Annotated in this window: 18 protein-coding genes and 1 pseudogene; 10 read left to right on the forward strand and 9 right to left on the reverse strand. The window is 58.4% G+C overall.

Annotated elements, in window-relative coordinates; all coding sequences use genetic code 11:
• Window positions 1-573: 573 nt before the first annotated feature.
• The 4 genes and pseudogenes from WCA10_RS25710 (at window position 574) to WCA10_RS25725 (ending at window position 5,573) form a co-directional block, all read left to right on the forward strand.
• Window positions 574-2,112, forward strand: a complete 1,539-nt coding sequence (locus WCA10_RS25710) for a glucuronyl esterase domain-containing protein (RefSeq protein ID WP_472825410.1) — start codon at window positions 574-576, stop codon at window positions 2,110-2,112.
• Window positions 2,113-2,459: 347 nt separating this feature from the next.
• Window positions 2,460-3,644 (forward strand): ROK family transcriptional regulator, encoded by a 1,185-nt coding sequence (locus tag WCA10_RS25715; protein ID WP_472825411.1) that lies wholly within the window; start codon window positions 2,460-2,462, stop codon window positions 3,642-3,644.
• Between the two features lie 110 nt (window positions 3,645-3,754).
• Window positions 3,755-5,227 (forward strand): annotated as a pseudogene (locus tag WCA10_RS25720) (TonB-dependent receptor domain-containing protein).
• Complete coding sequence (locus tag WCA10_RS25725; protein ID WP_472825506.1) at window positions 5,118-5,573, forward strand: outer membrane beta-barrel protein; 456 nt, start codon at window positions 5,118-5,120, stop codon at window positions 5,571-5,573. The pseudogene WCA10_RS25720 and the gene WCA10_RS25725 overlap by 110 nt, the downstream one beginning before the upstream one ends.
• A gap of 208 nt (window positions 5,574-5,781) precedes the next feature.
• On the opposite strand, the gene WCA10_RS25730 is transcribed toward WCA10_RS25725, so the two are convergent.
• The 4 genes from WCA10_RS25730 to WCA10_RS25745 form a co-directional block, all read right to left on the reverse strand.
• Window positions 5,782-6,156, reverse strand: coding sequence for a hypothetical protein (locus tag WCA10_RS25730; RefSeq protein WP_472825412.1), 375 nt, complete (start codon window positions 6,154-6,156; stop codon window positions 5,782-5,784).
• A gap of 141 nt (window positions 6,157-6,297) precedes the next feature.
• Window positions 6,298-6,873 (reverse strand): hypothetical protein, encoded by a 576-nt coding sequence (locus WCA10_RS25735; RefSeq protein WP_472825413.1) that lies wholly within the window; start codon window positions 6,871-6,873, stop codon window positions 6,298-6,300.
• A 102-nt stretch (window positions 6,874-6,975) separates the two neighbouring features.
• Entirely contained in the window at window positions 6,976-7,407 is a 432-nt protein-coding gene (locus tag WCA10_RS25740) for a terminase small subunit (protein WP_472825414.1), read from the reverse strand.
• 726 nt (window positions 7,408-8,133) lie between these two features.
• Window positions 8,134-8,448, reverse strand: a complete 315-nt coding sequence (locus tag WCA10_RS25745) for a helix-turn-helix transcriptional regulator (protein ID WP_472825415.1) — start codon at window positions 8,446-8,448, stop codon at window positions 8,134-8,136.
• Window positions 8,449-8,601: 153 nt separating this feature from the next.
• Here WCA10_RS25745 and WCA10_RS25750 point away from each other — a divergent pair, with 153 nt between their 5' ends.
• The gene (locus tag WCA10_RS25750) at window positions 8,602-9,078 is read left to right on the forward strand and encodes a hypothetical protein (RefSeq protein ID WP_472825416.1); all 477 of its coding nucleotides are present in this window, start codon (window positions 8,602-8,604) and stop codon (window positions 9,076-9,078) included.
• A gap of 62 nt (window positions 9,079-9,140) precedes the next feature.
• On the opposite strand, the gene WCA10_RS25755 is transcribed toward WCA10_RS25750, so the two are convergent.
• The 3 genes from WCA10_RS25755 to WCA10_RS25765 all read right to left on the reverse strand — a co-directional run bounded on the left by WCA10_RS25755 (window position 9,141) and on the right by WCA10_RS25765 (window position 12,495).
• Window positions 9,141-10,349: a tyrosine-type recombinase/integrase gene (locus WCA10_RS25755; protein ID WP_472825417.1), complete on the reverse strand. Its 1,209-nt coding sequence runs from the start codon at window positions 10,347-10,349 to the stop codon at window positions 9,141-9,143.
• 183 nt (window positions 10,350-10,532) lie between these two features.
• Window positions 10,533-11,948: a tRNA uridine-5-carboxymethylaminomethyl(34) synthesis GTPase MnmE gene (mnmE, locus tag WCA10_RS25760; protein WP_472825418.1), complete on the reverse strand. Its 1,416-nt coding sequence runs from the start codon at window positions 11,946-11,948 to the stop codon at window positions 10,533-10,535.
• A gap of 43 nt (window positions 11,949-11,991) precedes the next feature.
• Entirely contained in the window at window positions 11,992-12,495 is a 504-nt protein-coding gene (locus WCA10_RS25765) for a hypothetical protein (RefSeq protein ID WP_472825419.1), read from the reverse strand.
• A 134-nt stretch (window positions 12,496-12,629) separates the two neighbouring features.
• Between WCA10_RS25765 and WCA10_RS25770 the strand changes: the two genes are divergently transcribed.
• Together WCA10_RS25770 and WCA10_RS25775 are read left to right on the forward strand one after the other, a co-directional pair.
• The gene (locus WCA10_RS25770; protein WP_472825420.1) at window positions 12,630-13,487 is read left to right on the forward strand and encodes a prephenate dehydrogenase; all 858 of its coding nucleotides are present in this window, start codon (window positions 12,630-12,632) and stop codon (window positions 13,485-13,487) included.
• 49 nt (window positions 13,488-13,536) lie between these two features.
• On the forward strand, window positions 13,537-15,954 hold the full coding sequence (locus tag WCA10_RS25775; RefSeq protein WP_472825421.1) for an ABC transporter permease: 2,418 nt from the start codon (window positions 13,537-13,539) through the stop codon (window positions 15,952-15,954).
• Window positions 15,955-15,968: 14 nt separating this feature from the next.
• Here the strand turns inward: WCA10_RS25775 and WCA10_RS25780 are convergent, their stop codons facing one another.
• Window positions 15,969-16,445: a type II toxin-antitoxin system VapC family toxin gene (locus WCA10_RS25780; protein WP_472825422.1), complete on the reverse strand. Its 477-nt coding sequence runs from the start codon at window positions 16,443-16,445 to the stop codon at window positions 15,969-15,971.
• Window positions 16,442-17,158 carry a hypothetical protein gene (locus WCA10_RS25785; protein WP_472825423.1) on the reverse strand — a complete coding sequence of 239 codons (717 nt, stop codon included), beginning with the start codon at window positions 17,156-17,158 and terminating at the stop codon, window positions 16,442-16,444. Before WCA10_RS25785 ends, WCA10_RS25780 begins: the two co-directional genes overlap by 4 nt.
• Window positions 17,159-17,684: 526 nt before the next feature.
• On the opposite strand from WCA10_RS25785, the gene WCA10_RS25790 reads away from it, so the two are divergent.
• The 3 genes from WCA10_RS25790 to WCA10_RS25800 all read left to right on the forward strand — a co-directional run bounded on the left by WCA10_RS25790 (window position 17,685) and on the right by WCA10_RS25800 (window position 23,123).
• Window positions 17,685-20,096, forward strand: coding sequence for a hypothetical protein (locus WCA10_RS25790; RefSeq protein WP_472825424.1), 2,412 nt, complete (start codon window positions 17,685-17,687; stop codon window positions 20,094-20,096).
• Window positions 20,097-20,365: 269 nt separating this feature from the next.
• A complete protein-coding gene (locus tag WCA10_RS25795) occupies window positions 20,366-21,433 on the forward strand; it encodes a hypothetical protein (protein ID WP_472825425.1) in 1,068 nt (355 codons plus the stop codon).
• 1,309 nt (window positions 21,434-22,742) lie between these two features.
• Complete coding sequence (locus tag WCA10_RS25800; RefSeq protein WP_472825426.1) at window positions 22,743-23,123, forward strand: hypothetical protein; 381 nt, start codon at window positions 22,743-22,745, stop codon at window positions 23,121-23,123.
• Window positions 23,124-23,125 lie beyond the last annotated feature (2 nt).

The raw sequence follows: 23,125 nt of genomic DNA on the forward strand, positions 1-23,125 counted from the left end.
CCCGCGAGCCCGGGTGCCCAGTCTCACGTGCGGGTGGCGATTGCAAATGGAAGGTCACGTCCAAGTCGGAAAGCGGTGGCACTGCGTAATCCACCGGATCGGAGATCAACTCGGCACCCGGCGGAATAGTAGCTTCTGCACTTCCGGCAAATGTCAGCGGCCGATCACTTGAAAGTTCAATTGCCGATGAAGTCGGAGAAGGCGGCCGAGCAATATGCGCAGATGTGATACGAAGTGGCTCCGTACCGAACGCGTTGGAGAAGTGCACTCGGAGCGACGGACCGCCTACGGATAGATGAAAGATCTGTCGCAGGGTAGCGTCGGTCAGGTCTTCCGGTGAAAGCGCATTCTGTGGTTCTGGAATCTGCTGCGACGCACCCCAACTCGCAACCCAGACCGCTTGCTTCGATGCATGCTGGGGTTGCGACCAGGCCGCTATGCAACTCAAAAAGATGAACGGCCCGACCAGCGGGAAGAATCTCCGTGCTTGTTGCAAGACGAGAGGTTTAATATGGACCCCCAACTAAATCGCTTTGCGAAAACGTTCAAAGCATAACACTCTGGAGCATCTCCGTGACCGTCTTCAAACACCCTGCACTTATCTGCCTTCTCTCCGCGTTTTGCGGGATCGTCGCGAACCCTGCAATCGCCCAGACCGCCGCTCCGCCGCCCGTTACGTTTACGTCCGAGCAAGACCACCAGAACATGATGGAGCAGCTCGGTATCAAGGCACTCCGCCCGGGGCCAAGCGGCGATGAAAAAGCGCCCAATCACGCTAACTACGACGAGGCCAAGGCTAACCCATACCCCGATGTGCCTGATCCGTTATCGATGAACGACGGCCAGAAGGTGACGACTCCCGCGATGTGGTGGGAAAAACGCCGTCCTGAAATTGTTGAAATGTACTCGAAGTATGTCTATGGCCGGGTACCGAACAACGTTCCGCATGTAGCGTGGACAGTCAACGCAGTGGATCACGAGATGATTGGCTTCACCCCTGTCATCGCGAGAGATGTCGAAGGCGTTGTCGACAACTCCGCATATCCGGCCATCAGTGTTCACATCCACATGATGGTGGTATTGCCGGTTCGAGCCAAGGGGCCGGTGCCTGTTTTGATGATGTTTGGGCACGCCGCGTTTCCGAATCCAAATGAACCATCCGGTGGCGACATCGACAAGATCAATAAGGCATGGGAGTCCGTGCTCATCCAACGGGATCCATCGCTGAAGCAGGTCTTCGAACAGCACCCCGCCTGGCAGCCGGTTAAAGCCACGCCGTTCCAGTTCCCACCATTGAATGAAGATGGCGGTCTGCCCAACACGTGGCAACTGGTCGCAGCCGGTTGGGGATTTGTCCTTTTCGATCCAGCCAGCGTGCAGGCTGACGATGGAGCCGGCCTTACCCGCGGAATCATAGGGCTCGTCGATAAAGGACAGCCGCGGAAACCGGAAGAATGGGGTGCTCTTCGCGCCTGGGCATGGGGAGCCGGCCGTGGCCTCGACTATCTCGAAACCGATCCCGCAGTCGACGCAAAGCATGTCGGCATCGAGGGAGTTTCACGCTATGGCAAGGCCGCACTCGTCACAATGGCATTCGACCAAAGATTCGCGATGGTGCTGGTCGGTTCCTCCGGGAAAGGGGGAGCTACGCTATTGCGCCGCAATTTTGGCGAAGCAGTGGAGAGCCTGACCGGCGGCGAGTATTACTGGATGGCGGGCAACTTCATGAAATATGGCGCATCGGAAGCGACATTTGGAACCATGACACCCGGAGATATCCCCGTCGATTCGAACCAGCTGATCGCCCTTTGCGCTCCGCGCCTGACCTTTATCAGTTATGGAATTCCAGCGAAGGGCGACGCCAAATGGCTCGATCACGAAGGCAGCTTCATGGCTACCGTCGATGCAGGCCGCGTCTTTAATCTACTCGACGCTAAAGGTCTCGAAGTGGAAGGCGACTACCACACAGCCCAAATGCCTCCCGTAAACACCGGGCTTCTCAACGGACGGCTGGCATGGCGCCAGCACGATGGAGGCCACACAGACGCACCGAATATGAAGTACTTTATTGAATGGGCCGACAAGTGGATCGGCCATTCTCCGTCACAGTAGAGGAATGCGACTCGATGCTGGTGTGCGGCTCGAAAGCTACGAGCGCGATCGCACCCAAATATCCGGCGCGACGGCCGAACAAAGTCGGGCGCCGAGTCAACGGTCGACAAAATGTCTCAACCAGTTCCACCGCTGTGTTCACGTCTCCCTTTTGCGACGACTCTTTTGCTCTCTTAGCCAAGGCGCGGAGATTCGTGTTAATCTGCGAACTTCCACGCATGGATGAGTTGGAGAAAGGAACTCCTGCGGCAAGCGCAATGCGCCCAGGAGCTGATACTGCAGTGGAACAGATTCATGGCGGCATTCGGCATATTGATCTGACGCATGTTCAGCGAGCCTCAAGTGAAATGGCTCGAAGAATCAATCGTGACATTGTGCTCGAACTCATTCGAGAAAATCAGCCGGTCTCACGTGCCGACCTATCCCGAAGTTCCGGCCTGCAGCGCAGCACCGTATCGCAGATCGTCGAGCAGCTCATTCGCGAGAAATGGGTGCGCGAAGGTCCCATCGCGGTTTCGGCGCGTGGACGCCGCCCGACCATGCTTGGGCTGAACGAAGAACTCGGCGTGTTGGCGATAGACCTTCGTCCAAGCATGGCCACCGTTGCAGTTGTCGATTTGAACGGCAGGCTCTTGTCGCGATCCCAAGTGCCGATATCGTCCGATCCTGTTGCTGCGACTCGTCTTCTCATCGAATGCGCACAACGGGTTCGTAATGCTGTGCCGCGCCATTCAATCGAAGGTATCGGAATCAGCCTACCGGGCCGTGTCGATCCAGCAACGCAAAGGCTGATCTTTGCGCCGAATCTCCGCTGGCCAGACTTCGACCTCAAGAGCGCGATTGAATCGAAGATGCATCTGCCGGTAAAGATGGAGAATGCCGCGAACGCATGTCTGATTGCCGAGCTCACCTTCGGTCGGCTTGATGGAATTCGAAATATTGTCCTGGTGACGATATCCGAAGGCGTGGGAACCGGCATCTTCGCCAATGGCCATCTTATTACCGGAGACGGCGGCCGCGCCGGTGAGTTCGGGCATGCTCCGATTGACCCCAATGGGCCCCTCTGCGCCTGCGGGCGTTGCGGATGCTGGGAGGTGTTCGCTTCTTGTCGTGCTGCTCTCCGCTATTATCGCGAACTCCAGCAAGATTCGAACGGCACCACATTTCACGATTTGCTCCTGATGGCTGAAGATGGCAATTTGAAGGCCGCAGCAGCGCTGGACCGCCAGGCGCAGCAGATTGGACGTGGCTTCGGGCTCCTGATTGCCGGGCTCGCTCCCAGCATGATTCTGGTCGCAGGCGAAATTACGGGAGCATGGTCTCGCTTCGGCCCGATCATCGAACGTGAAGCTGCCGGATTTACGGTTGCTGGTTTGCCTCCCAAAATTCTTCCTGCACACGAAGGCGAAATAGCGCGCCTCCGCGGTGCGGCGGCTCTTGTATTCCAGCGCCACTGGCCCGTTCGCGAATCCGCTGACCTCCCCGAGACCGGACTGAAGAAAAAAACCCGTAAATCTTCAAGGAAGCGCTAGCAGGAGTCATTCCACGTTCTGCCTCCGGAGCGATACAACCGGTTCAAGAGGGACCTGGTCCTGCCTGACTTGATGGTGGACAAGACCGGAACTAAATCGATTTCCAGTTCTTGACAGCTCTGCGAGGCGGCATCGAGTGGAATCATACGCAGATCAATCACTTCCAACCGCAGGGCGGAACGTACCAGGAACCGCGCGGCGCGTTTGAGTTCAATGGCTTTGTCACTTCTGCCCTGGGGTCCACCCCGACATGGTTCAATTCCTGGGCCGATTTTCTGCTCGGCCTGCCAAGCGGGACCGGCAAAGCCAGGTCGCTCTTTAATCCGAACGCCCTGCGCTGGTCCGTGTGGGCATGATACTTACAGGACCACTGGCAGGTCACTCCCAAGCTGACGGTGTCGGCGGGCGTTCGCTGGGAATATTACCCATTCGGATATAGCGACAACGGCAAAGGACTTCGCGTTCTTGATCTCGCCACCGGCAGCGTCCGGGTCGGTGGTTACGGCAGCACTCCTGTGGATGACGGTGTCGACACCGGAATCGGGCAGTTCCTGCCGCGAGTGGGCTTCGCCTATCGCCTCAGGCCGTCGACGGTAATTCGAGGCGGTTATGGGATGAGTGCCGATCCCTACACCTGGCACGTCCTCCGCAACGCCTATCCGTCCGTGCTGCTCGATACCAACAGCCCGTCCAATACCGCGGATTACGTTCCTGCGGCAAGCCTTACCGGCTTGAACGCCGCGGGCTTGGGCGCCGGAAGCTACTCTGTCCCGGCTGGTATCGTTCTGGCGCCGTTACCCGATCTCAGCAGCGGTTCGATCCCGCTGCCTACGAACATCAGCACTACAACTGTTCCCAAGTCCTTCGACCGCGGGTACATTCACTCCTACAACGCCGCGCTTGAGCAGGAGATTGGCAGCAACCTTACATACACCATCGGCTATGTCGGTACGTACGATCTTCGGCCGGTGATCAATATGAATGCGAACGCTTCGTTGCCCGGTGCCGGCTCAGCCGGCGGTATTCTGAGCCAGAGATTCGGTGCCAACTACACGGGAATGATTAACGTGCTGAATCCTTATCTCCACAGCCGCTACGATGCGTTGCAGACCCAGTTGAAATACCAGTTTGCCGGCGGATCGAATGTCACCGCTGTCTATACGCGGTCGAAGGCGTTGGACTATGCGGAGAACGAAGATCTCGGCGGGCTTGCGTACCCCTATCCGGATCCGGCAATTATAAGAAAGAACTATGGAGCGGCCGGCTTCGACCGGACAAACAACTTCGAGTTCAGCGGCGTAATCGCACTGCCCTTCGGAAAAGATGAGCCGTGGCTGAAGTCAGGCTTCGGCGGCGAGATCCTCGGCGGCTGGCTCGTCAATCCGGTGGTCAGCGCCATGAGCGGTTTCCCACTTACGGTCAGCGCGGGGGGGCAGCCTGAACGCAAACGGGTCCGGGCAAACCGCCGATCTCATCAAGCCCTTCAGAAAGCTCGGTGGCAAAGCGCCCCGCACCGGCGTGAGTTGCGCCGTGGGCACTCCCACCTGCTCTTACTTCGACCCCAGTTCTTTCGCTGCTCCTGAGATCGATCCCAAAAACCCCGCAACGGCCCATTACGGAAACACCAACCGCAATGAATTCCGCGGGCCCGGCTTCTTCAACATGAATCTGAGCGTTGTGCGTGATTTCAAAATAAGGGAATTCGCCACGCTGCAGGTGCGAGGCGACGCATTCGGTTTCACCAACACGCCTCATTTCAACAACCCGGGCGCCTCGTGTCCAGCCAGCGCAAACCCGGGCCAGCCACATTCGTGCAACACCGGTAATAACAATTTCGGTGTCATCACCGGCGTCGTCCAACCAGGAGGCTTCTTCGGACCCGATCCCGGAAACCGCGTTGTTTGGCTCGGTGCTGCCGTGACGTTTTAAAAAGGGAGAGTATCCTCTGCAATCGAATCAGGCGGTGCATTTCAGTCAGCAGCGCCTAAGTGATCGTTCCGCCTAGCACTGCCACTATTTTCCGATGCAGAAAGTCGAAAACGCGCGAATAGCCAATATCCATGAGCTCATTCGATTTGCCGGTGCTCACAGAGTCCCAATGGAGTCCCAAAGTAGGTTCGTGGTCGCTTCCTTGCCGCTAATGGAGTTGGTTCTCCACGCATTGACTGTCGGCCATCCAACTCTTCTCTTTTCCTGGGATGGGAACATCGCTAGGCTGAGCACATTTGTGGAGGGCGTCGACTAACCTTTTGTCTTTGGCGCTGAGTTTCGCTTTTTGCGCGCCGAATCTGAAGTAGAGCCTAGTGCCGCTGTTGGCATAGTCCGACAGCGCCCCGTCCACCACGGCTGTCTGCATCTCTGTGTCAGAAATCAGTGCTGCCCAGTCGCGGTCAAGTGCTTTGATGTTCTCTCCTGTCCTCGCTTTTCTTGCTTCTTCGTCCCGGTGCATATAGAAAATAGCGGCTAGGATCGCCAACACTGCGACGCAGAACAAAGTCAGTTTCCATTTCATGGAACCCTCCCGAACGCGCTGTGTACACATATCGAATGACAGTCTGTTTCGCGAAATCCGCGGTACACAAGATGTTTACACCACCTTCCAGAGAGGCTCTCGCGCGCGCGCGTACTGTTCAGCAACGCTTTTTTATAGGCTCTACTTCTTCTGGTAGATCGCCAATCCACACTGACTCGCAACGCCGTCGGGACCGTCAAGGTCGGCGAGATCGAACTGCATGACGATGCCTGTTCCCAAATACTCATCTGCCATCAGCACGAGTTTGTGAACCGGCGGCGAGGTGTTCACCTTATGGATGAGGTCATGGGAAAAAAGAATGTGATTGATGCCGAGGTTCGAAGGAAACAGCGCCATCAGGTCGGTTGATTTCGACCATAGTTCAGACTGAGGCTTTCCGTCGTCTCGGCGGTACATGACCGGCACGCCATCGACGGTGCCATTAATCGAAGCGCCAACATCAATCCACGCCTTGACCAGTCTTCCCCGCGAGTACCATCCCTTGGTGAATTTAGCTTCACCCGGAACACATTGAAGAACGAGCGCGGGAGCATCGAGCGATCCGCGCTGAGGCGGTGTCAGGAACCTACCAGTAAGGGTGTACTGAACGAGATTCGTTCCACTGAATGCGTCGGTCTTCTCCTGCTTTGCCCAGCCTTGAGCTGAAACCGAAGTCGCCAAGAGGCAAACAGCCAATGCAAGGAATGAAGCTTTCATCTGGTGGCACCTTTGAGCCAACAACTCTAGCATTCGACTTGCCAGCGATTCAAGTTACCTGCGTTTGCGGGCGGCGAAACAGAAGCAGGAACAACCCCGACCTTAGTCTGTGTCGCTCCTCTGCTCATCCTCGTCTATGCCAGATAATTTTCGAATAAGTTCTTCTCTTACAAGTGCTGCGTCTAAGTGCGGCGATTCAATCCGGTTGGTTGGGACGAAATGACCGCCTAACTTCACAATTAGTTCGGCGTAGGCTCTCCGCTGACCGTAGTCAACGAACGTCCTTTCATCCGTTATCTTCCCTTCGAATGTGGCGATCTTCGTCTCTACCGAGTCAAGGCCCTCGTTCAGCCTTTGCACCAGGCGCTCTACCGGAATTGCCTCGCGGATCACTTCGCCGAATGCTCTTTCGACAACAGGCAGAATCTCCGTGGTCGCATGATCCGCGCTCGATTCGCGGTAACCGGCCTCCAGAGCCGCTCTGCGGGCGCTCTTGCCCTCGGTCAGCCCCTCCACAAAGCGCGCCTGCTTCACCGTTGGCCTCCGGTTTACGGGGTTATTCGGGGATCTAATGGGCATAGTTTTTGACCCCCTCCTACGCTCGAGATTTCCATCTAACACAACACATAAGAATCCAACCTTAATTGAAGAACTAGGACGGGTGCGCAGAATTTGCGTAGGGTCGCGCATAATTTGCAGGCCTCTCTCGCAGAATTTGCGGGAGTCCGCCCCACAAATCGTCAACTTCAGAAGCGTTCTTTGCCGAAGATCGGCCACGGGGTTTGCGCTTCTCCCTCGGTCGCTCACTTGGGTGAATGTCTGTTTCAGGAATTGCTTTGAGTTCGTAAACGGGTCGCTGACCGGGACTCACGGAGAACTCAATAAGCCCCTTTTCGGCCAAGTGCTTTCTCAAATCAATAATGGTCCGCTCAGACAGTCCGGTATTGGCGGCAAGAGTTCTGTCGGTAACCCTGAAGCGGACAGAACTAGATCGGTTGGCTTGGTCGCAAAGAGCCACGTACAACCATCCTGCAGACGTTCCCAACGCCGCTCCGAGTCCACTGCCGAACAGACGATACGGAAACCTCGCGAATCTTCCGATTGACCACCAGTCGCGGGAGCGCGATGGCGGTCCTCCCCTGATCGCTATCATTCTCTTTGGCGACTGTTCATCCGAAGAGTTTACCGGGATTGAACTCGATCGCTCCGCAGGACGGAGCTTGGCCAGGCGCCTATCGAAGTCGTCGTCAGGGCCAAACATTACTGTGCTCCTGGGCCTTTGCTCTCCGAGTTGGCCGCGACACGCGAATCAATCCAAGTGTGAATCTCGGATTCAAGCCAAGCAACCGCGCGTGCCCCAAGGCTGTACGGGCGCGGAAACTGTCCGGCCGCGATCAGTCGATAGATCGTCGCGCGCGAATAGGGAACTCTACTTCGGACTTCAGAAAGGCGCAGGAAACGTATGCGTCCTGCTTCGCTCGAAACTGCTGCATTTTGCGCTGGAGTGTGTGGGGAGTGAGATGAATCTAGCGCGCTGGAATGCGCTCGCGAATATTCCCTCGGGTTGCCACGCATAATTCCTGCTTTCTGGTGGCACCCAGATTTGAATATCTAGTTACATAAGATATCACAAGCGCTCTTGAACACCACTTAATTCCGTTGCACGAATCGATTCGAGGCTACACTTGGCAGGGTTCAACTAATACCAGACAAAAAGAGGTGAAGCCTATGAAACGTTGGATTGATCTTCTTGCGCTTGTCTCACTGGTGTCCTTGGTAGGCTGCGGAAGTTCCGGAGGCGGATCATCCGTTGTCAACCCACCTCCAGTCCAAGCGCAGTCTGGATATTCAAATTCCAGCATCAATGGAACCTACTCGATCATGCTGAGCCGCGGCGACGCCGAATCCGATATCGGATCGTTCAAGGCTGACGGGAATGGCAAGATCACTAATGGAACGCTTACGGTCATACAAGGCATTCCCGGCCAGAACTGCCCGCTCACTTTCACCGGGAGCTACTCATTACAAAGCACGGCCGCGGGTACCGGGACGATCACGACCCAGCCTTCCACCGCTCCGGCTTGCGCTAACCTCGCATCACGCACGCTCAACTTCACGATTCAAGCAGCACAGTCTGGAGACACGATCCTGATCGCTGAGTCAGACGATGTGCTTATGTATTCAGGATCAGCGAGCAAGCAGTAGGCGAAAGGGGGCGCTCTTGAGCCCTTTTTCTGGCCGATTCTGGGAGCGCCGGTACACGAGGGTCAAGCAGACTTGAAGTTGCCGATAACCACTTTGCTTTCGTTCACCAGGCTATCGACGTAATCCGCCCACCATTGCAGCATTTTCTTCCGCTGGTCTGCATACTCGGCAATGATGTACACGGCACGGATGCCCTCATGCTCGTGGCTTAGAGCCTTCTCAATCACGTCTTTGTTGAAGCCGTGCTCCGTTAGCAGCGTTGCGCCCGTTCTCCGCAGATCGTGGATAGTGAGCGGGTCCATGTCCTCAAAGGTCAGACCCTCTAGTGCTTTATTGAGAGCGTTCTTTGCAAACGGCCTGGTGGTCCTGCCACGGCCCGGAAGTACAAAGTCGGAATCGCCGGCAAGCTTCTTCAACTCTCTGAACATCTCTGCGACTTGCGTTGACATGTAGACGATGTGAGGCTTGCCCGTCTTAGCGTTCTCTGCGGGGATGGTCCATTCGCCGTTATCGAAGTTGACGTGCTCCCAGGTGGCAAACAGGAGTTCCGACTTACGCACCAGCGTCAGAAGGATGATGTGCAGGGCAAGCTTGAATTGCTTCCGGATGTTCGAGTCATAGATGGTCCGGAGATAGGTGCGAATCTCGCTTGCCGTGAGGACCCGTGACCGCTTGCGCGCTTTGCCGATGTAGCGCGTCGCGACCATTGCGGCAGGGTTTACGGTCACCAGCCGCGTCTCTATGCCGTAGTCATACATTCTCTTGATGACGCCCCGCAACTGAATCGCCGCTGCCACTTGCCCGTTATCACGCTTGCGGTAGACCAGCTTTTGCACGTCCAGCGTGGTCACGTCTTTAAGCTGCATTGTGCGGAAGGCGGGAAGGATCTCGTTATCGAGATAGCGCCGGATGTGCTTTGGCTCTTTCCAGTTCTTTAGAACCTGCTCGGTGTAGTAGCGCTCTGCAAATTCCTTGACGGTCGGATTTGCCGTGAAGCCTTCACGAGCAAGCTTTTTTTCCATGAACGGGGATTTGCCCTGTCTGACCGTGGCCGCATACTTGTCACGCTCGGCGCGCGCTTCTTTGAGGCTGACTTCGGGATACCGCCCAATGACCAGCTTTTCCCGCTTGCCGTTCAGCCGATAGCGAAACACCCAAGATTTGACTCCTGCGGGGGTTACATCGAGCAACAGGCCGTTACCATCCGCCTTGCTATACCGGAGCCCGCCTTGAGCCTTCAGGGCCTTTACAAGTGCATCTGTGAGCGCCATCCCATCCCCCTTTGGGACTCCAGACCCATTTTTCGCTAATCTTCGGCCTGTGGAGCCCCACTGGAGTCCCGTTTATCTTGTGCTCTCTTGGGACTCTGAGAGACAGTATGCGCCTATGCACGCTAAAAATAAAGGGGAATATGTAGGAATTCGATCTTCCGTAAGACCGTCTGAGAACCTAGTCTATTTTCCGATGCAGAAGGTGGAGAAGATTAGATTGAGAATGTCGTCGGGCGTGGTTTGGCCGGTGAGAGAATCGAGGGCCCACAGGGCTCGATAGAGATCCAGCAGAATCATCTCGTGGGGGATGCTTGTCGCATTGGCGCGAGTGGCGTCTTCCATTGCCGTCCGCGCGGTGGCGACTGCCTGCTGGTGGCGGAGGTTGGTCAGCAGGCCGGGTTCGGCGGCCGCTCCGCCCGTAGCCAGCGCTACTATTCTGTTGCGCAATGCGGCGATCCCATTACCAGTCAGCGCCGATGTGGCGATAGCCTGAAGCTCCAACTCCTCGGCGGCGGACTGATCTGCGCGCAATGCATCGCTGACGTTGTCAGCCAGGTCGCTCTTGTTGATGGCGACGAGCGCAGGACGGTCGTGGAGAGCTGCCAGCAGGCTGCGTTCTTCGTGGTTTAGCGGCTGGGTTGCGTCCAGAACGACCAGCACGATTGCTGCGTCTGCCAACGCCTCGCGACTGCGCGCGATGCCAAGCTGCTCCACTTCTTCAAAGGTCTCGCGGAGGCCGGCGGTGTCAACCAGTTCCAGCGGAATTCCTTCAAGCGATATGCGTTCGGTTACCAGGTCGCGCGTCGTTCCGGGAGTGGCCGTCACGATGGCGCGATCGCGTTCCACGAGGCGATTGAACAGAGAGCTCTTTCCGGCGTTGGGTCGGCCGACAATGGCCATTGTCAGTCCATCGTGCACAATGCGGCCGCGCGCGAACGAGGCCTCAAGCGCAGCCAGCGGCGGAACAAGCTGGGCAATGCGGCGAGCGATTTCGGACTGTGGCGTAACGTCCACGTCGTCATCGGCGAAGTCGATGCCGGCTTCGAGCAGAGCAATCAGTTCAACCAGGGCTTGCTTGGTTGGATAGACGCGGCGGCTGAGGGCGCCGCCCATCTGGCTGGCGGCCTGGCGCGCCTGGGTGAGCGTCTGGGCGTCGATCAAGTCACGGATGGCTTCGGCCTGCGTGAGGTCGAGCTTGCCGGCGAGGAAGGCGCGCTCGGTGAATTCGCCGGGATTTGCGAGACGGGCGCCGAGCGAGAGCGCACGCCGCAGCAGCAGATCGAGAACCACAGGCGAGCCATGCGCTGCGATCTCCACGAGTTCGTCGCCGGTGTATGAGTTCGGCGCAGAGAACCAGGTGACCATCGCCTCGTCGATGCGCTCGCTGTTTGCATCGTTTTCATCGAGCACCTCGGCGAGACGAGCATGAGCGTGTTCCAGCGGTTGGCGCAAACGGATGAGTTGCGCGGCAATCGAAGCGGCTTGCGGACCGCTGAGACGCACGATGCCGATTCCGCCTCGGCCGGGGGGCGTGGAGATGGCGGCGATGGTATCGACGATCGCGGCGGTGATTTCAGGCACTTTCGATTCCATGGCCATAGCTTGTTCCAATTGTAGGGAACCGAAGTGCCTGCACTTCCATTTACGTTCGCTCGAGCCGGCGCACGTAGCGCAAGCAGATCAGGAGAGGCACGACGCCGACGATGCCGAAGCTGCAATCGATGAGTCGCCAGTAAAGCGGGATGCCGCGGATCGGCCCAGCGATGAGTGCCAACGGCAACACGCCCGCGCAGGCGATGACTCCAAAAACGAGAACCCATTTGTTGCGCACCGGGTTAACGAACGGACCGATGAAGGTCACGGCAATGACGAGGTGCCCGAAGGCCAGCCAATCGGTGCCGTAGGCCATGAATGGGTAGTCGCGATTTGTATTCACGATGCCCTCGTGCACGCGGCGCAGCCAGACGTGCAGCGCGGGTTCGACCCTTGGGGGAGGCATGGGGGGAACACCGAAGATCCGGTTCAGCGCGGCAGTTTCATGCTCAAGGGGAAAGGCTGTCACGCCGCTGAGGATGAGGCCAGCGATGAAAAAGGCGAGCCAGATTCGGATTCTTCTGATCAGCCGGACGGTATCGGTATCGAGCACCAGTGCCTCTGCTGAGGAGTGTATTCCAGCCGGGACCCCCACCCGATCTCCGGGCATAGATTATCTTCTTTCAATGATTCCTATCGATGGCGGTCAGCGTAAGGCTTCATGGAATAGTCTGAACTGAGAAGAAGATGATGCGCATCGCGATTTTCGGTACCGGCCTGCTGGGCACCTCGGTGGGCCTCGCTCTGCGCGCCGCCGGATTTAAAGGTTCGATCGTCGGCTGGAATCGAAGCCGTGGTCAGGCCGAAACGGCATTGGCGATGGGCGCAATCGATTCCATCGGCGCGGACGCAATCGCAACTGCTAAAGCAAGCCAGGTCGTGTTGCTGGCGGTTCCCATCTTCGCAACCCTCGACCTGATGGAGCAGCTCGCCCTCGTGCTTGGTCCCGAACACCTCCTCACCGATGTGGGCAGCACCAAGGCACAGATTACCGAATCCGCCGGCCGCCTCTTCAACACTCCCGATCGCGCTGCATTTCTCCCCGGTCATCCCATGGCCGGCAAGGAGCGCGGCGGCGCTAACCTTGGCGACGCTAACCTCTTCCGCGGCGCGGTCTGGCTCTTTACTGACAATCCGCTCTGGGAGCGGTCTCCGCAGTCCGCCGACCTTGCAAAGATCTGGCGCGAGTGGGTGATCGGCATGGGCGCTCGCACCATCGATCTCGGCCCTCAACGTCACGATGAATTGGTCGCCTGGGTCAGCCACCTTCCCCAGTTCACCGCAACTGCGCTCAGTGCCCTGCTCGAAAGCGAAGTTGGCGATGCGCCGGAATTAAAACACGTCGGCGGCCGCGCCCTTCGCGAAATGACGCGTCTCGGCGCCAGCCCCTGGTCCGTGTGGCGCGACATCGCCCACACCAACACCGACGCCATCGCGGCGGCGCTCCAGGCTCTCGAACAGAGCCTCGCCCACATCCGCGAGAATCTGCGCACGCCCGAATTGCGCGATGAATTCGAAAAGGCCAATCGCTTCCGGCGCGAATAGCGCACCGGCCAGCGCGCCCCGTTCTTCTCATCCCCTATAATCCTTTGCCATGCGGCTTCTCCTTCGCGACATGCGTTTCGGCGTGCGCACCCTCGCCAGGACCCCCCTCTTCACCCTCGCGGTTGTTCTCACCCTCGCGCTCGCCATCGGCGCGAATACGGCGATCTTCACCGTCACCAACGCGCTTCTCCTCCGCCCTTTCCCGTATCACGATCCCGAACTGATCGTCGGCATCACCTCGCGAGACGCCACGAAAGACTACGGCGGCACGCTATTGCGTTATGAACTGGTTCGCGATTACAACCGGTCATTCCAATCCGTTGCCGTGTGGACCAGTGACAACCTGAATCTCACCGGAAATGGCGAACCCGTGCAGGTTCCGGTCGCACGCGTCTCTCCCGGATTTCTCGAAATGCTCGACATACATCCTCAACTGGGCCGCACCTTCACCAGAGAGGAAGGCACGCCTGCCGGCCGTCCGGTCGTCATCCTCACCGCTGCCATCTGGCGTGCGCGCTATCATGCCGACCCCAACATCGTCGGCTCCGTCGTCAACATCGACTCGGTTTCCAGCACGGTCATCGGCGTACTCCCCGCGGATGCGCATTTTCCCTTCATGCCCAAGTCGGACATCTTCTCTCCGCGATACTTCGAGCTTTCCCTCATGACGCCCCAGCGTTTGCGTCTCGGCGTCGGCTATCTCAACATGATTGCGCGCATCGGCACCGGCACTTCGCTCGCCGATGCCAACAACGAGCTGGCCGTCCTCAATCAGCGCTATCACGAACAGAACCCAACCGCCCCCGATGCTTCCCCTGGGACAACAATGACGGCATCGAGCCTGCGCGACGAGGTCGTCGGTGATGTGCGGCCCAAGATACTCATCCTCTCTGGCGCCGTGGCCGTGGTTCTGCTGATTGCATGCGCCAATGTCGCCAGCCTTCTGCTCTCGCGCGCCCTCGCACGCAGGCAGGAGATCGCCACACGCGCCGCCATCGGTGCGAGCCGCAGTGTGATCGTTCGCCAACTCCTCACTGAGAGCATGCTTCTCGCTGTCACCGCCGGCGCTCTTGGTGTCGGCATCGGATGGGCCGCAACACGCGCGCTCGCGACGTGGGGCGCGTCTCAGGTGCCGCAGGGTTTTTCCGTCGCCCTCGATCTGCGCGTCCTGCTGTTCACCCTTGCAATCTCGCTCCTCGCGGGCATCGCATTCGGCATCTTCCCCGTCGCGCAGCTTGCCCGCGTCGACTTGAATGCCACCCTGTGCGCCGAAGGCCGATCCGCATCCCCCGGCCGCTCCGGCTCCGTGACCAGATCGTTCCTGGTCATCGGTCAGATTGCTCTCTCCCTCGTGCTGCTCATTGCCGCCGGAACCCTCCTGCGCAGCTTCAACCAACTCATCCATGTCGATCCGGGGTTCGATGCGCAGAATCTGCTCACCATGAATCTCTCGCTCTCCACGACAAAATACGCCAGGCCCGATCAGCAGGTCGCTTTCTTCGACGACGTGCTTGGGCGCGTATCGGCCCAGCCCGGCATTCGCTCCGCCGCCATCAGTGCGGCCCTGCCGCTGACCTTCAAGCGCATCACGCCCGTGCTTCCTGAGGGTCAGCCCGATGTTCCTCTCGCACAGCGGCCCTTTATCGATATTGAAGCCATCAGTCCGCACTGGTTTGAGATCATGCGCGTTCCCCTGCGCACCGGACGCACATTCACGAGCGCCGACAACGCCACTGCACCCCCGGTCGTCATCGTCAATGAAACCTTCGCTCGCCAGTTCTGGCCCGGTCGGTCCGTAGTCGGAAAAAAGATCGTCATCGGCCGCAGGCCACAGGCGGCGCTGGTTGTCGCCGTTGCTGCCGACGTCAAGAATCAGGGCCTCGAAAAACAATCGCAGCCCCAGCTCTATCTGCCCTTCCCACAACTCCCCTGGAGTGACATGAACCTGCTGGTGCGGACCGAGGTTCCCCCGGAGACAGCCATCTCCACGATCCGCGCCCAGATCGCCGCCGTCGACAGCAATCAGCCTGTAGATGAGATCCGGACCGCTGATGACCTGATCGGCACCTCGCGCGCGCAACCCCGTTTCACCATGTTGCTCGTAGGCGGATTTTCAGCAACAGCCTTCCTGCTGGCCATTGTCGGCGTGTATGGAGTTCTGTCCTATTCTGTCGGCCAGCGCCGCCAGGAGTTCGGCATCCGCCTCGCTCTCGGCGCTCATCGTTCCGACATCCTGCGCATCGTCATGCGGCAGGGAATGTTTCTGGCAGCAGGTGGCATCGTCGCAGGACTTTGCGCCGCCCTTGCGCTCACCCGGTTTCTTGAGCATGTTCTCTATAAGACCGGATCCCACGACCTGGCGACCTTCTTTCTGGCGCCAATCGTATTTCTACTTGTGGCAGCTCTTGCCAGCTATCTTCCTGCCCGGCGTGCCATGAAGCTCGAACCGGTCGACATTCTCAAGTAATTCGCCGGTCGAATTCAAGCCGTTCGTTCAACGACATCGATGCTGTCCTTCTCGGGATCAAGAACCTGGAAGCCCTCTGCTCGTGCGGTTTCCATCAACACCGGCGACGCCGAAACAAAGATGATCTCGGTCCCCCTGAACATATCGCGCGCCACCAGCGCGGCTCCCAACTGCAGCGCCTCCGTCCAGCGCAGCTTGGAGCGGTCCAGAAGTTGCCGTGCAGATTCCAACACAGCGGGATTCAATGGCTCTTGCACCATGCGTGCTGCCTCAATGCGGAGAATCTCGAATGCCGCCGCGGCATCCGTTTGACTGATGTCCCCGGCCCGCTCCCGACGCCGAATCGCCGCATACACCTCCAACGGCGCGCAGGCGGCAATCAGCTTGCGGTTATCTTCAACCGACTCCATCAGCCGTATCAAAGCATCGGTGCCCGATTCCTGCACAAATAGCTTCGCGAAGGCCGTGGATTCCAGGAAATAGCAATTCACAACTTTCCTCGTTCTTCCTGGATCACGTCGCCAATTGATTCGCCCTGGATCGCTACCGGATGAAAGCGTTGGGCTTCTTCAGGCACGCCGGCCTCGGCCCGATTCAATCGAATCGTCGTCGTCGGGTACGCAGGAGTCTTCGGATTCGCAATCTTGCTGGTAAGCACCACGCCGCGCTGTATCGCCTCCGCCAGCACCGCTTGTCTTGATTCCGGATGCTGGTTCCAGCGAAATGCCTTGCGCGGCAAAAACGAATCCCGGAACCACTTCAGCGCAATGAACGCATGCCCGCCCCGCTCCGCTTCCGCCAGCGTCGCGCACAGTTCCTTTACCCGCGCGTCCAGATCGGCCGGTACCACCACTTCATCGCCGGCCTCCTCTTCAAAACTCGCCTCGATCGCGGCTCGTGACCCGCGGCTTTGCCTTGCCGGCGCCGTACCGTCATCCAGGCGTTCAAAGTAGATGCGAACCTCGTCCTCTTCCGGCGACCAGCTGTCTGCCGGTGCATTCCGGCGCTTGCTGCGTCCGTTTTCGCTGCACAATTCGACGATCGCCTGGTACCCCGGAGGCGCCAGAAAGCGCAGCGCGCGCACCAGCCCGGGGTCCTGGGAAAATGCCAGTTCGCTCAAGGCCTCTTCAATAATCTCTTCCGCGTCCGGAACACTCAAATTGCTGATGTCTACGCTGCTTTGCGCAGCCCGGTTCGACTTCATGACATTCTCCATATAAAGCTTCTTTAGCCTGCCCTCATCGCGCTGCGCTTCGCTGGAATCGAAACCCGCGAGTGGCATGTCTTGCGCGGCGGGTGACAGGTTTCCGATCTGGATGGTACTGAGCCATCGGCTTTTCCGAACGCTTGTAACGTAATCAGGGCCGATTTAGTCTTGCCGAGGCAGCTTGGTCGCCACCTCTGCTTCTGTCTTGATACCCCACAGGGCCGAGTAAAAACTTTAACTTAAAAGCACTTGCAGCCTAACCACGCACCAGTGTAAACGATTGTGCAGCCGAACCCCATACCCGTGCAAGAGACGCCTCGGAGCCCCCATCCGCCCGGCAACCCCGATTCCCTTCAAAAGTCTCGGTACAGTTGTCATATTCTTCACACCCTCATCTTCGTACAATAGGAGGATGCGGCGTTGTCTCCTTTTACTGTTACTTGTTTCGCTGGTTTGGGAAAGTAGACCCCTACACGGTCAGGTAGCGGCACCATCATTCGACCTGATCGGACCTAAAGTCGACGTGCACGTGAAACGCGGAGATCTCACTCTGCCGATTGGCCAGGTTCCCAACCTTCTTCCCGGCGACCGTATCTGGATTCATCCCGATTTCCCCGAAAGCCAGTCCGAGCGATACGTGCTGATTGTCGCTTTTCTGCGTGGCGCCACCAATCCTCCACCCGCTGATTGGTTTACCCGCGTGGATACCTGGTCGAAACACGCTCGCGAGGAAGGCGTTTTCGTCACCGTGCCAAAGGAAGCGCAGCAGGCTGTCGTCTTTCTTGCGCCCGCAACAGGCGGCGACTTCAGCACCTTGCGCAATGCCGTCCGGGGCCGCCCCGGCGTCTTCGTGCGAGCCACCCAGGACCTGCAGGCCGCGAGCCTCGACAGGATGCGCCTCGACGCCTATCTCGCCGAGGTCAAAGTCACCTCGCAGACTGACCCCAAATCGCTCAAAGACCGGGCGCAGAAGTCAGCTTCCGTTCTCGGTATCCGGCTTGAACAGCAGTGTTTCGACAAGCCGACCGATCAGCAGGCTCCGTGCCTGACACAGCACACTGAAGGCATGGTGCTCGACGAGGCCAACGTCTCCAATCGCGTGTCGCAACTCACCAGCGGCAGTAGCGCCGATTTGATGAATCAGCTCAGTTACTCCGCGCTCGGCGGAGCCGGAGTCTACAGCCCCTACATCGGCGCGATCGTGGATACCGCCCGAATTCTTGCCTCCCTCCACACCGCGCATTTCCAGTACATCCCCGCGCTCGCTTTGCCCACCGAGGATACGCTGAACCTGCGCTTGAGCGTTCCGCCCTCATTCCGCGACCCGAAATCCGTAGTCGTCGTCGCCCTGCCGCCCGTGGCGCCCTCCAAGTTGCCCCCATTGCACCCGGTGAACACCGCGGAGCAGTTCTGCGCACAGAAGACCGGCCTTGTGCTCCCGGCTGAAGGCGCACCGATGGTGTATGCCTCTCCTGAAGCGCACGACCTCAAGCTGCACATTGATGCCAAGACCGGTCCGATGGACGTGCCGCTCAAAGCGGATGCTGCCGAGGGCGGCCTCGTGCCGTTGCATTCCATTCCCTTGCTGCCCCCCGGCGAACTCAGCGGAGTGGTGCAAGGCAAGTGGGGATTCGATGACTGGATCGGGCCGAAATTTCACCTCGTCAGTGCCGAAGCCGGCAAGTGGACCGTTTCGCCCGGCGACCAGTCCGCCCTGGTGGTCGGACGCGAAGATACCATCCATATCAACGGCCAAAATACCTTGTGCGTTGAGAACGTGGAAGCACAGTCAACCGGAGCGAGCCCGGTAAAAATCCAATGGAAGTCTCCCAAGCCCGACACACTCGAAATGGGAGTGCCCCTCAAGGACGCTGCGCCTGGTCCGGTTGCGATCAATATCCAACAGTACGGCCTGGGCAAGCCCGACAAGATCACCCTCATGGCCTACTCCGAGGCGGCGTCTCTCGACAGGTTGAAGCTTAGCGCCGGTGACGACGATGCAGCGCTCACCGGAAACCGGCTCGATGAAGTGGCCAAGGTCTCGCTCAACGGTATCGACTGGACACCCGTTGGCCTGAAGCGCGTGCAGGACCAGGACCAGTTGCAGATGAAGGCGGACAGGGCCACCGACCATCTTGAACCGGGAAAGCACTACTCCGCCAAGGTTGAACTGCGCGACGGACGCGAATTAAAAGTCCCCGTCAGCGTCGACCCGCCCCGGCCGGAAGTGACCTTGTTAAGCAAGGGTACGCAGGATGAAGCATCGGCCGATCCCTCACCTGTTCACCTGGGAAGCCCCAACGACCTTCCCGTGGACGGCAGACTGGTGTTCTTCTTGAAATCGAAAACACCGGCAAATTTTCCGCGCAACGAAAAAGTGGAGGTCGCGGCTGCAGACAACAGCTTCCACACCACTCTCTCCGTGAGCGATGGAACGCTGATGCTGGAAGATGCGAATACGGCGCTTGGCGTCGTCGAACCCTTTTCCAAGTTCGGTTCATCGGCATTCGGGCCACTGCAGGCGCGTGCCGTCTCCGCAGACGGCGTGGCTGGAGAATGGCTCTCGCTCGGAACACTGGTTCGTCTTCCCGGCTTCAAGGAACTGCACTGCCCGCATAGTGTCTCGCGGCCCTGCACGTTGACGGGTACCAATCTGTTTCTGGCCGACTCAATTGCAGCATCACCTGATTTCGACAACGCCGTGAACGTGCCGGCAGACTTCACCGGCACCCAGCTCATTGTGCCGCACCCGGCAGGTGGAGTGTTGTACCTGAAGTTGCGCGACGATCCGGATACGGTGCAGACGCTGGCGCTTACCGTGATGCCAATAACCCCCGGCACGTCTGCTCCCGCAGCAATCAAGACCCCTGCCCCAGCGCAGCCTGCGGAGCAACAGAACGCACAAACCCCACCGCCTTCGAAGACTGAGCCCTAACCAGAGCACACAAACGCCGGCTCCGCGCCTTTCAAGACAGATCCGCAACGGCGCGTGGACAGATTTGAGCTTATGGGGAGACATCCCCCGCGCTCGGTGACTTGAATCACACCAAGGCCGTGCGTTCCGAAGCTCCAATCCAGACCTGTTTGCAGAAGGAAGTTCGAAAGTGCATGACTGTTCAGCCCTGCCGGCCTATGCAGCCAGTTCCGGGCGTTTAACAAACTGTTGATGATGCCTATGCCGGAGAGTCCGTTTATGCTGAAAGCATGCTACCGGCCTTCCCCATTCGACCCCTGCTCGCGTTATTTGCCGTCGCCGCCGCATCCGCCGTCGCCCAGACAAGCGACGCAACCTGGAGTTTCGCTGTCTCGGGAGACAGCCGCAACTGCGGTGACTTCGTGATCCCGGCCATTGCCTCCAGTGTGAGAGCACAGCACGATGCGTTCTATTGGCACCTGGGCGATTTCCGTTGGATGTCGAACCCGGACCAGGATCTGCTCGCAATGCAGCCAGCGGGCAAGGAACTCGCGATGGACGAGTATCACCGCATCGCGTGGGACGATTTCCTTACCCATCAGATGGCGTCCTTCGGCACGTTCCCTGTCTTCCTCGGCCGCGGCAATCACGAGACGGTTGCCCCGATGACTCGCGAGGGCTACATCGAGAAGTTCTCAGCCTTTCTCGATCGGCCTGAAATTGCCGCCCAGCGTCAGGCCGATGGCCCCGGCGCCGCACCAATCGGCCCCTGGTATCACTGGACACACAATGGCGTGGATTTCATCACGCTCGACAATGCAAGCAAGAACGAATTTTCAGATGAACAATTGAAATGGCTGCGTGGGGTTCTCGATCGCGACCTTGAGCCGGGCTCGGGAATTCACACCATCGTCGCCGGAATGCACGAGGCGCTGCCCCACTCGAAGGGCGCCGAACACGCCATGGACGACTGGGAACTGGGCGAGCGAACCGGAGATCTTGCGTACAACTGGTTCTACGACGCACAGGCCGCCGGGAAGCACGTTTACCTCATTGCGAGCCATTCGCATTACTACTCTCCCAACATATTCAGTACACCGTACTGGAAGCAGCACTCCAACCGCGTGGTGCCGGGACTCATCATTGGTTCGGCAGGTGCACGGCGGTACGCTTTGCCCCGCCATGCCGACAAGTCTGCGAAGACGCACATCTACGGGTATGTGCAGGGACTGGTGCAGCCAGACGGCCAAATTGATTTCAAGCTCCACGAGCTTTCTGAGCAGGATCTGGTCAAAAGCCGCTGGCCCAACGCGCCCCTCGCCGCCATCCACGAGTGCTACGTCAACAACGCCGACTAGAGCGGTTTCGGTTCAAGTGCATACAGAACCGATGCGGCCCAGTGGCTTTTTCCTTGAGAAAAAGCCTTCTTGCACCCCAGTGGCTTTTCCCATAAGAAAAGGCCTTCTTGCACCCCAGCGGCTTCTTCCTTGAGAAAAAGCCGTCTTGCACATCGTCCCGATGCCAACATGTGAAGCCAAACCGCTCTAGCAGGCTGCGGAAAAACTCGTTGCTTTGAAAGGGCATGGCTTCATGCCTTGCCGTAAACTCGTTGCTTTGAAAGGGCATGGCTTCAGCCATGCCATAAGCAGCACAATATCATCGTCGGCATTAGCCGCTGCGGGACGTTCTTTCGACGATTCGCCATTTCTTTCCCATTTTTCTGCAGCCTGCTAGGGAACGGAATTGGCGAATAAGCAATCCATCCTGGCAGGATCATTCTTAAGTGAACGGAGCCCCAAACGTCGTTCAGTTTGGGTGTGGTGAGCGAGGAACCTGCTTTTCAGGGTTGCCTGGCTCCCATCAAGGTCACAGGGCCAGTCCCCCGGAGACGTCCGAGAATATCCCAGGGTGCCGTCCCGTAGGGCCGCCAGAAACAGCCCTGGTCCATTCGATTTCCATGGCTGTCAAGCCCCTCAGCCCGTCATCGCCGCCCAACCCCCTCAAAACAAACGGCAAAAAGATTTCGCAAATTTGCAGGTCATTTCGCCGGTTCCGCTAAGCTGAATCTATGCGGCTGACCTCCATCTTTCGATTGCTGTGCTCCCAAAGTTTCCAGAGGTCTCGAAGGCCGTTAAACATGGCCATAGCGGGCCAAAATGCGCCAAAAAAGCGTCGGAAAACCGGTGCCAAAATGAGTTAACCATCGTCCTCACAGTAAGTTAGTTCTTCGCGTCGTCCTTCTTAACAACGGGCCTGTGGAACCGCGAAACTGTAAGACTGCGAAGCTGGCACGTAAGTCCTTTACTGAGAATTATTTGCGGCTAACTCAAATCATAGGAAATATTTGCCGCCGCACGGCGCGCATAACCCGTTTGCAATCAGGTCGTACTGTCCAAATATGGGGTGGGGAGTGGGGGGGGGCAACGAGCAACCGGAAGGTTGCATCTCGAGAGGCGTTCACTTTTCTACCATCGCCGGCGGCTGCTCGCGGTCCGTCCGCAACGTCGGCACGGCCCGCAGCGGGCTTTGCGCGTAGGCGTGTTCCGGCTGGGTGAGCAGCTTTGCGCACCGCCCCGTCTCCACCACCTGCCCTGACCGCAACCTTCGCGGGCAACGCCCTTCGCGTGGTTCTCATCTCTACGCCTTGAACCAGGAGGTTCTCACTCTATGAATACAATTAAATGGCTGGCGCCATCCCTGCTTGCTCTCTGCGTAGCATCGGCAGGCGCGCTCAAGGCGCGTGCTGTTGAAGCACAACCTGCCCCCAACGCATCCTTTGCCCAGGACCACGATCACGATCAGGACCGGTGGGACCAGCCGCCGGCGGAATACCGCGATGCGCAGCGCCGCGGCTTCCACGAAGGCGTTGAAGCTGCCCGGCACGATATGAGCGAAAACCACCGCCGGGATGCCGATGACCACGAAATGTACAAACGTCCTCCTGTCGACAGAGACGACCGCAGGGCATTCCGCGAAGGTTTCCGCGAAGGTTACAGGCGCGCGATGGAACACATGAGGCACGATCGCGACGATCACCCGCATTTCTAACC

Source organism: Occallatibacter sp., assembly GCF_049582745.1.
Classification (GTDB): Bacteria; Acidobacteriota; Terriglobia; order Terriglobales; family Acidobacteriaceae; genus Telmatobacter.

Excerpts from the sequence above, each read along its gene's own strand:
- WCA10_RS25795 (WP_472825425.1), top strand. The coding sequence starts at position 20,366 with ATGCTACCGGCCTTCCCCATTCGACCCCTGCTCGCGTTATTTGCCGTC.
- WCA10_RS25745 (WP_472825415.1), bottom strand. The coding sequence starts at position 8,448 with ATGCGTGGCAACCCGAGGGAATATTCGCGAGCGCATTCCAGCGCGCTA.
- WCA10_RS25730 (WP_472825412.1), bottom strand. The coding sequence starts at position 6,156 with ATGAAATGGAAACTGACTTTGTTCTGCGTCGCAGTGTTGGCGATCCTA.
- WCA10_RS25770 (WP_472825420.1), top strand. The coding sequence starts at position 12,630 with ATGATGCGCATCGCGATTTTCGGTACCGGCCTGCTGGGCACCTCGGTG.
- WCA10_RS25750 (WP_472825416.1), top strand. The coding sequence starts at position 8,602 with ATGAAACGTTGGATTGATCTTCTTGCGCTTGTCTCACTGGTGTCCTTG.
- WCA10_RS25775 (WP_472825421.1), top strand. The coding sequence starts at position 13,537 with ATGCGGCTTCTCCTTCGCGACATGCGTTTCGGCGTGCGCACCCTCGCC.
- WCA10_RS25785 (WP_472825423.1), bottom strand. The coding sequence starts at position 17,158 with ATGAAGTCGAACCGGGCTGCGCAAAGCAGCGTAGACATCAGCAATTTG.
- WCA10_RS25755 (WP_472825417.1), bottom strand. The coding sequence starts at position 10,349 with ATGGCGCTCACAGATGCACTTGTAAAGGCCCTGAAGGCTCAAGGCGGG.
- WCA10_RS25735 (WP_472825413.1), bottom strand. The coding sequence starts at position 6,873 with ATGAAAGCTTCATTCCTTGCATTGGCTGTTTGCCTCTTGGCGACTTCG.
- WCA10_RS25800 (WP_472825426.1), top strand. The coding sequence starts at position 22,743 with ATGAATACAATTAAATGGCTGGCGCCATCCCTGCTTGCTCTCTGCGTA.
- mnmE (WP_472825418.1), bottom strand. The coding sequence starts at position 11,948 with ATGGCCATGGAATCGAAAGTGCCTGAAATCACCGCCGCGATCGTCGAT.
- WCA10_RS25715 (WP_472825411.1), top strand. The coding sequence starts at position 2,460 with ATGGCTCGAAGAATCAATCGTGACATTGTGCTCGAACTCATTCGAGAA.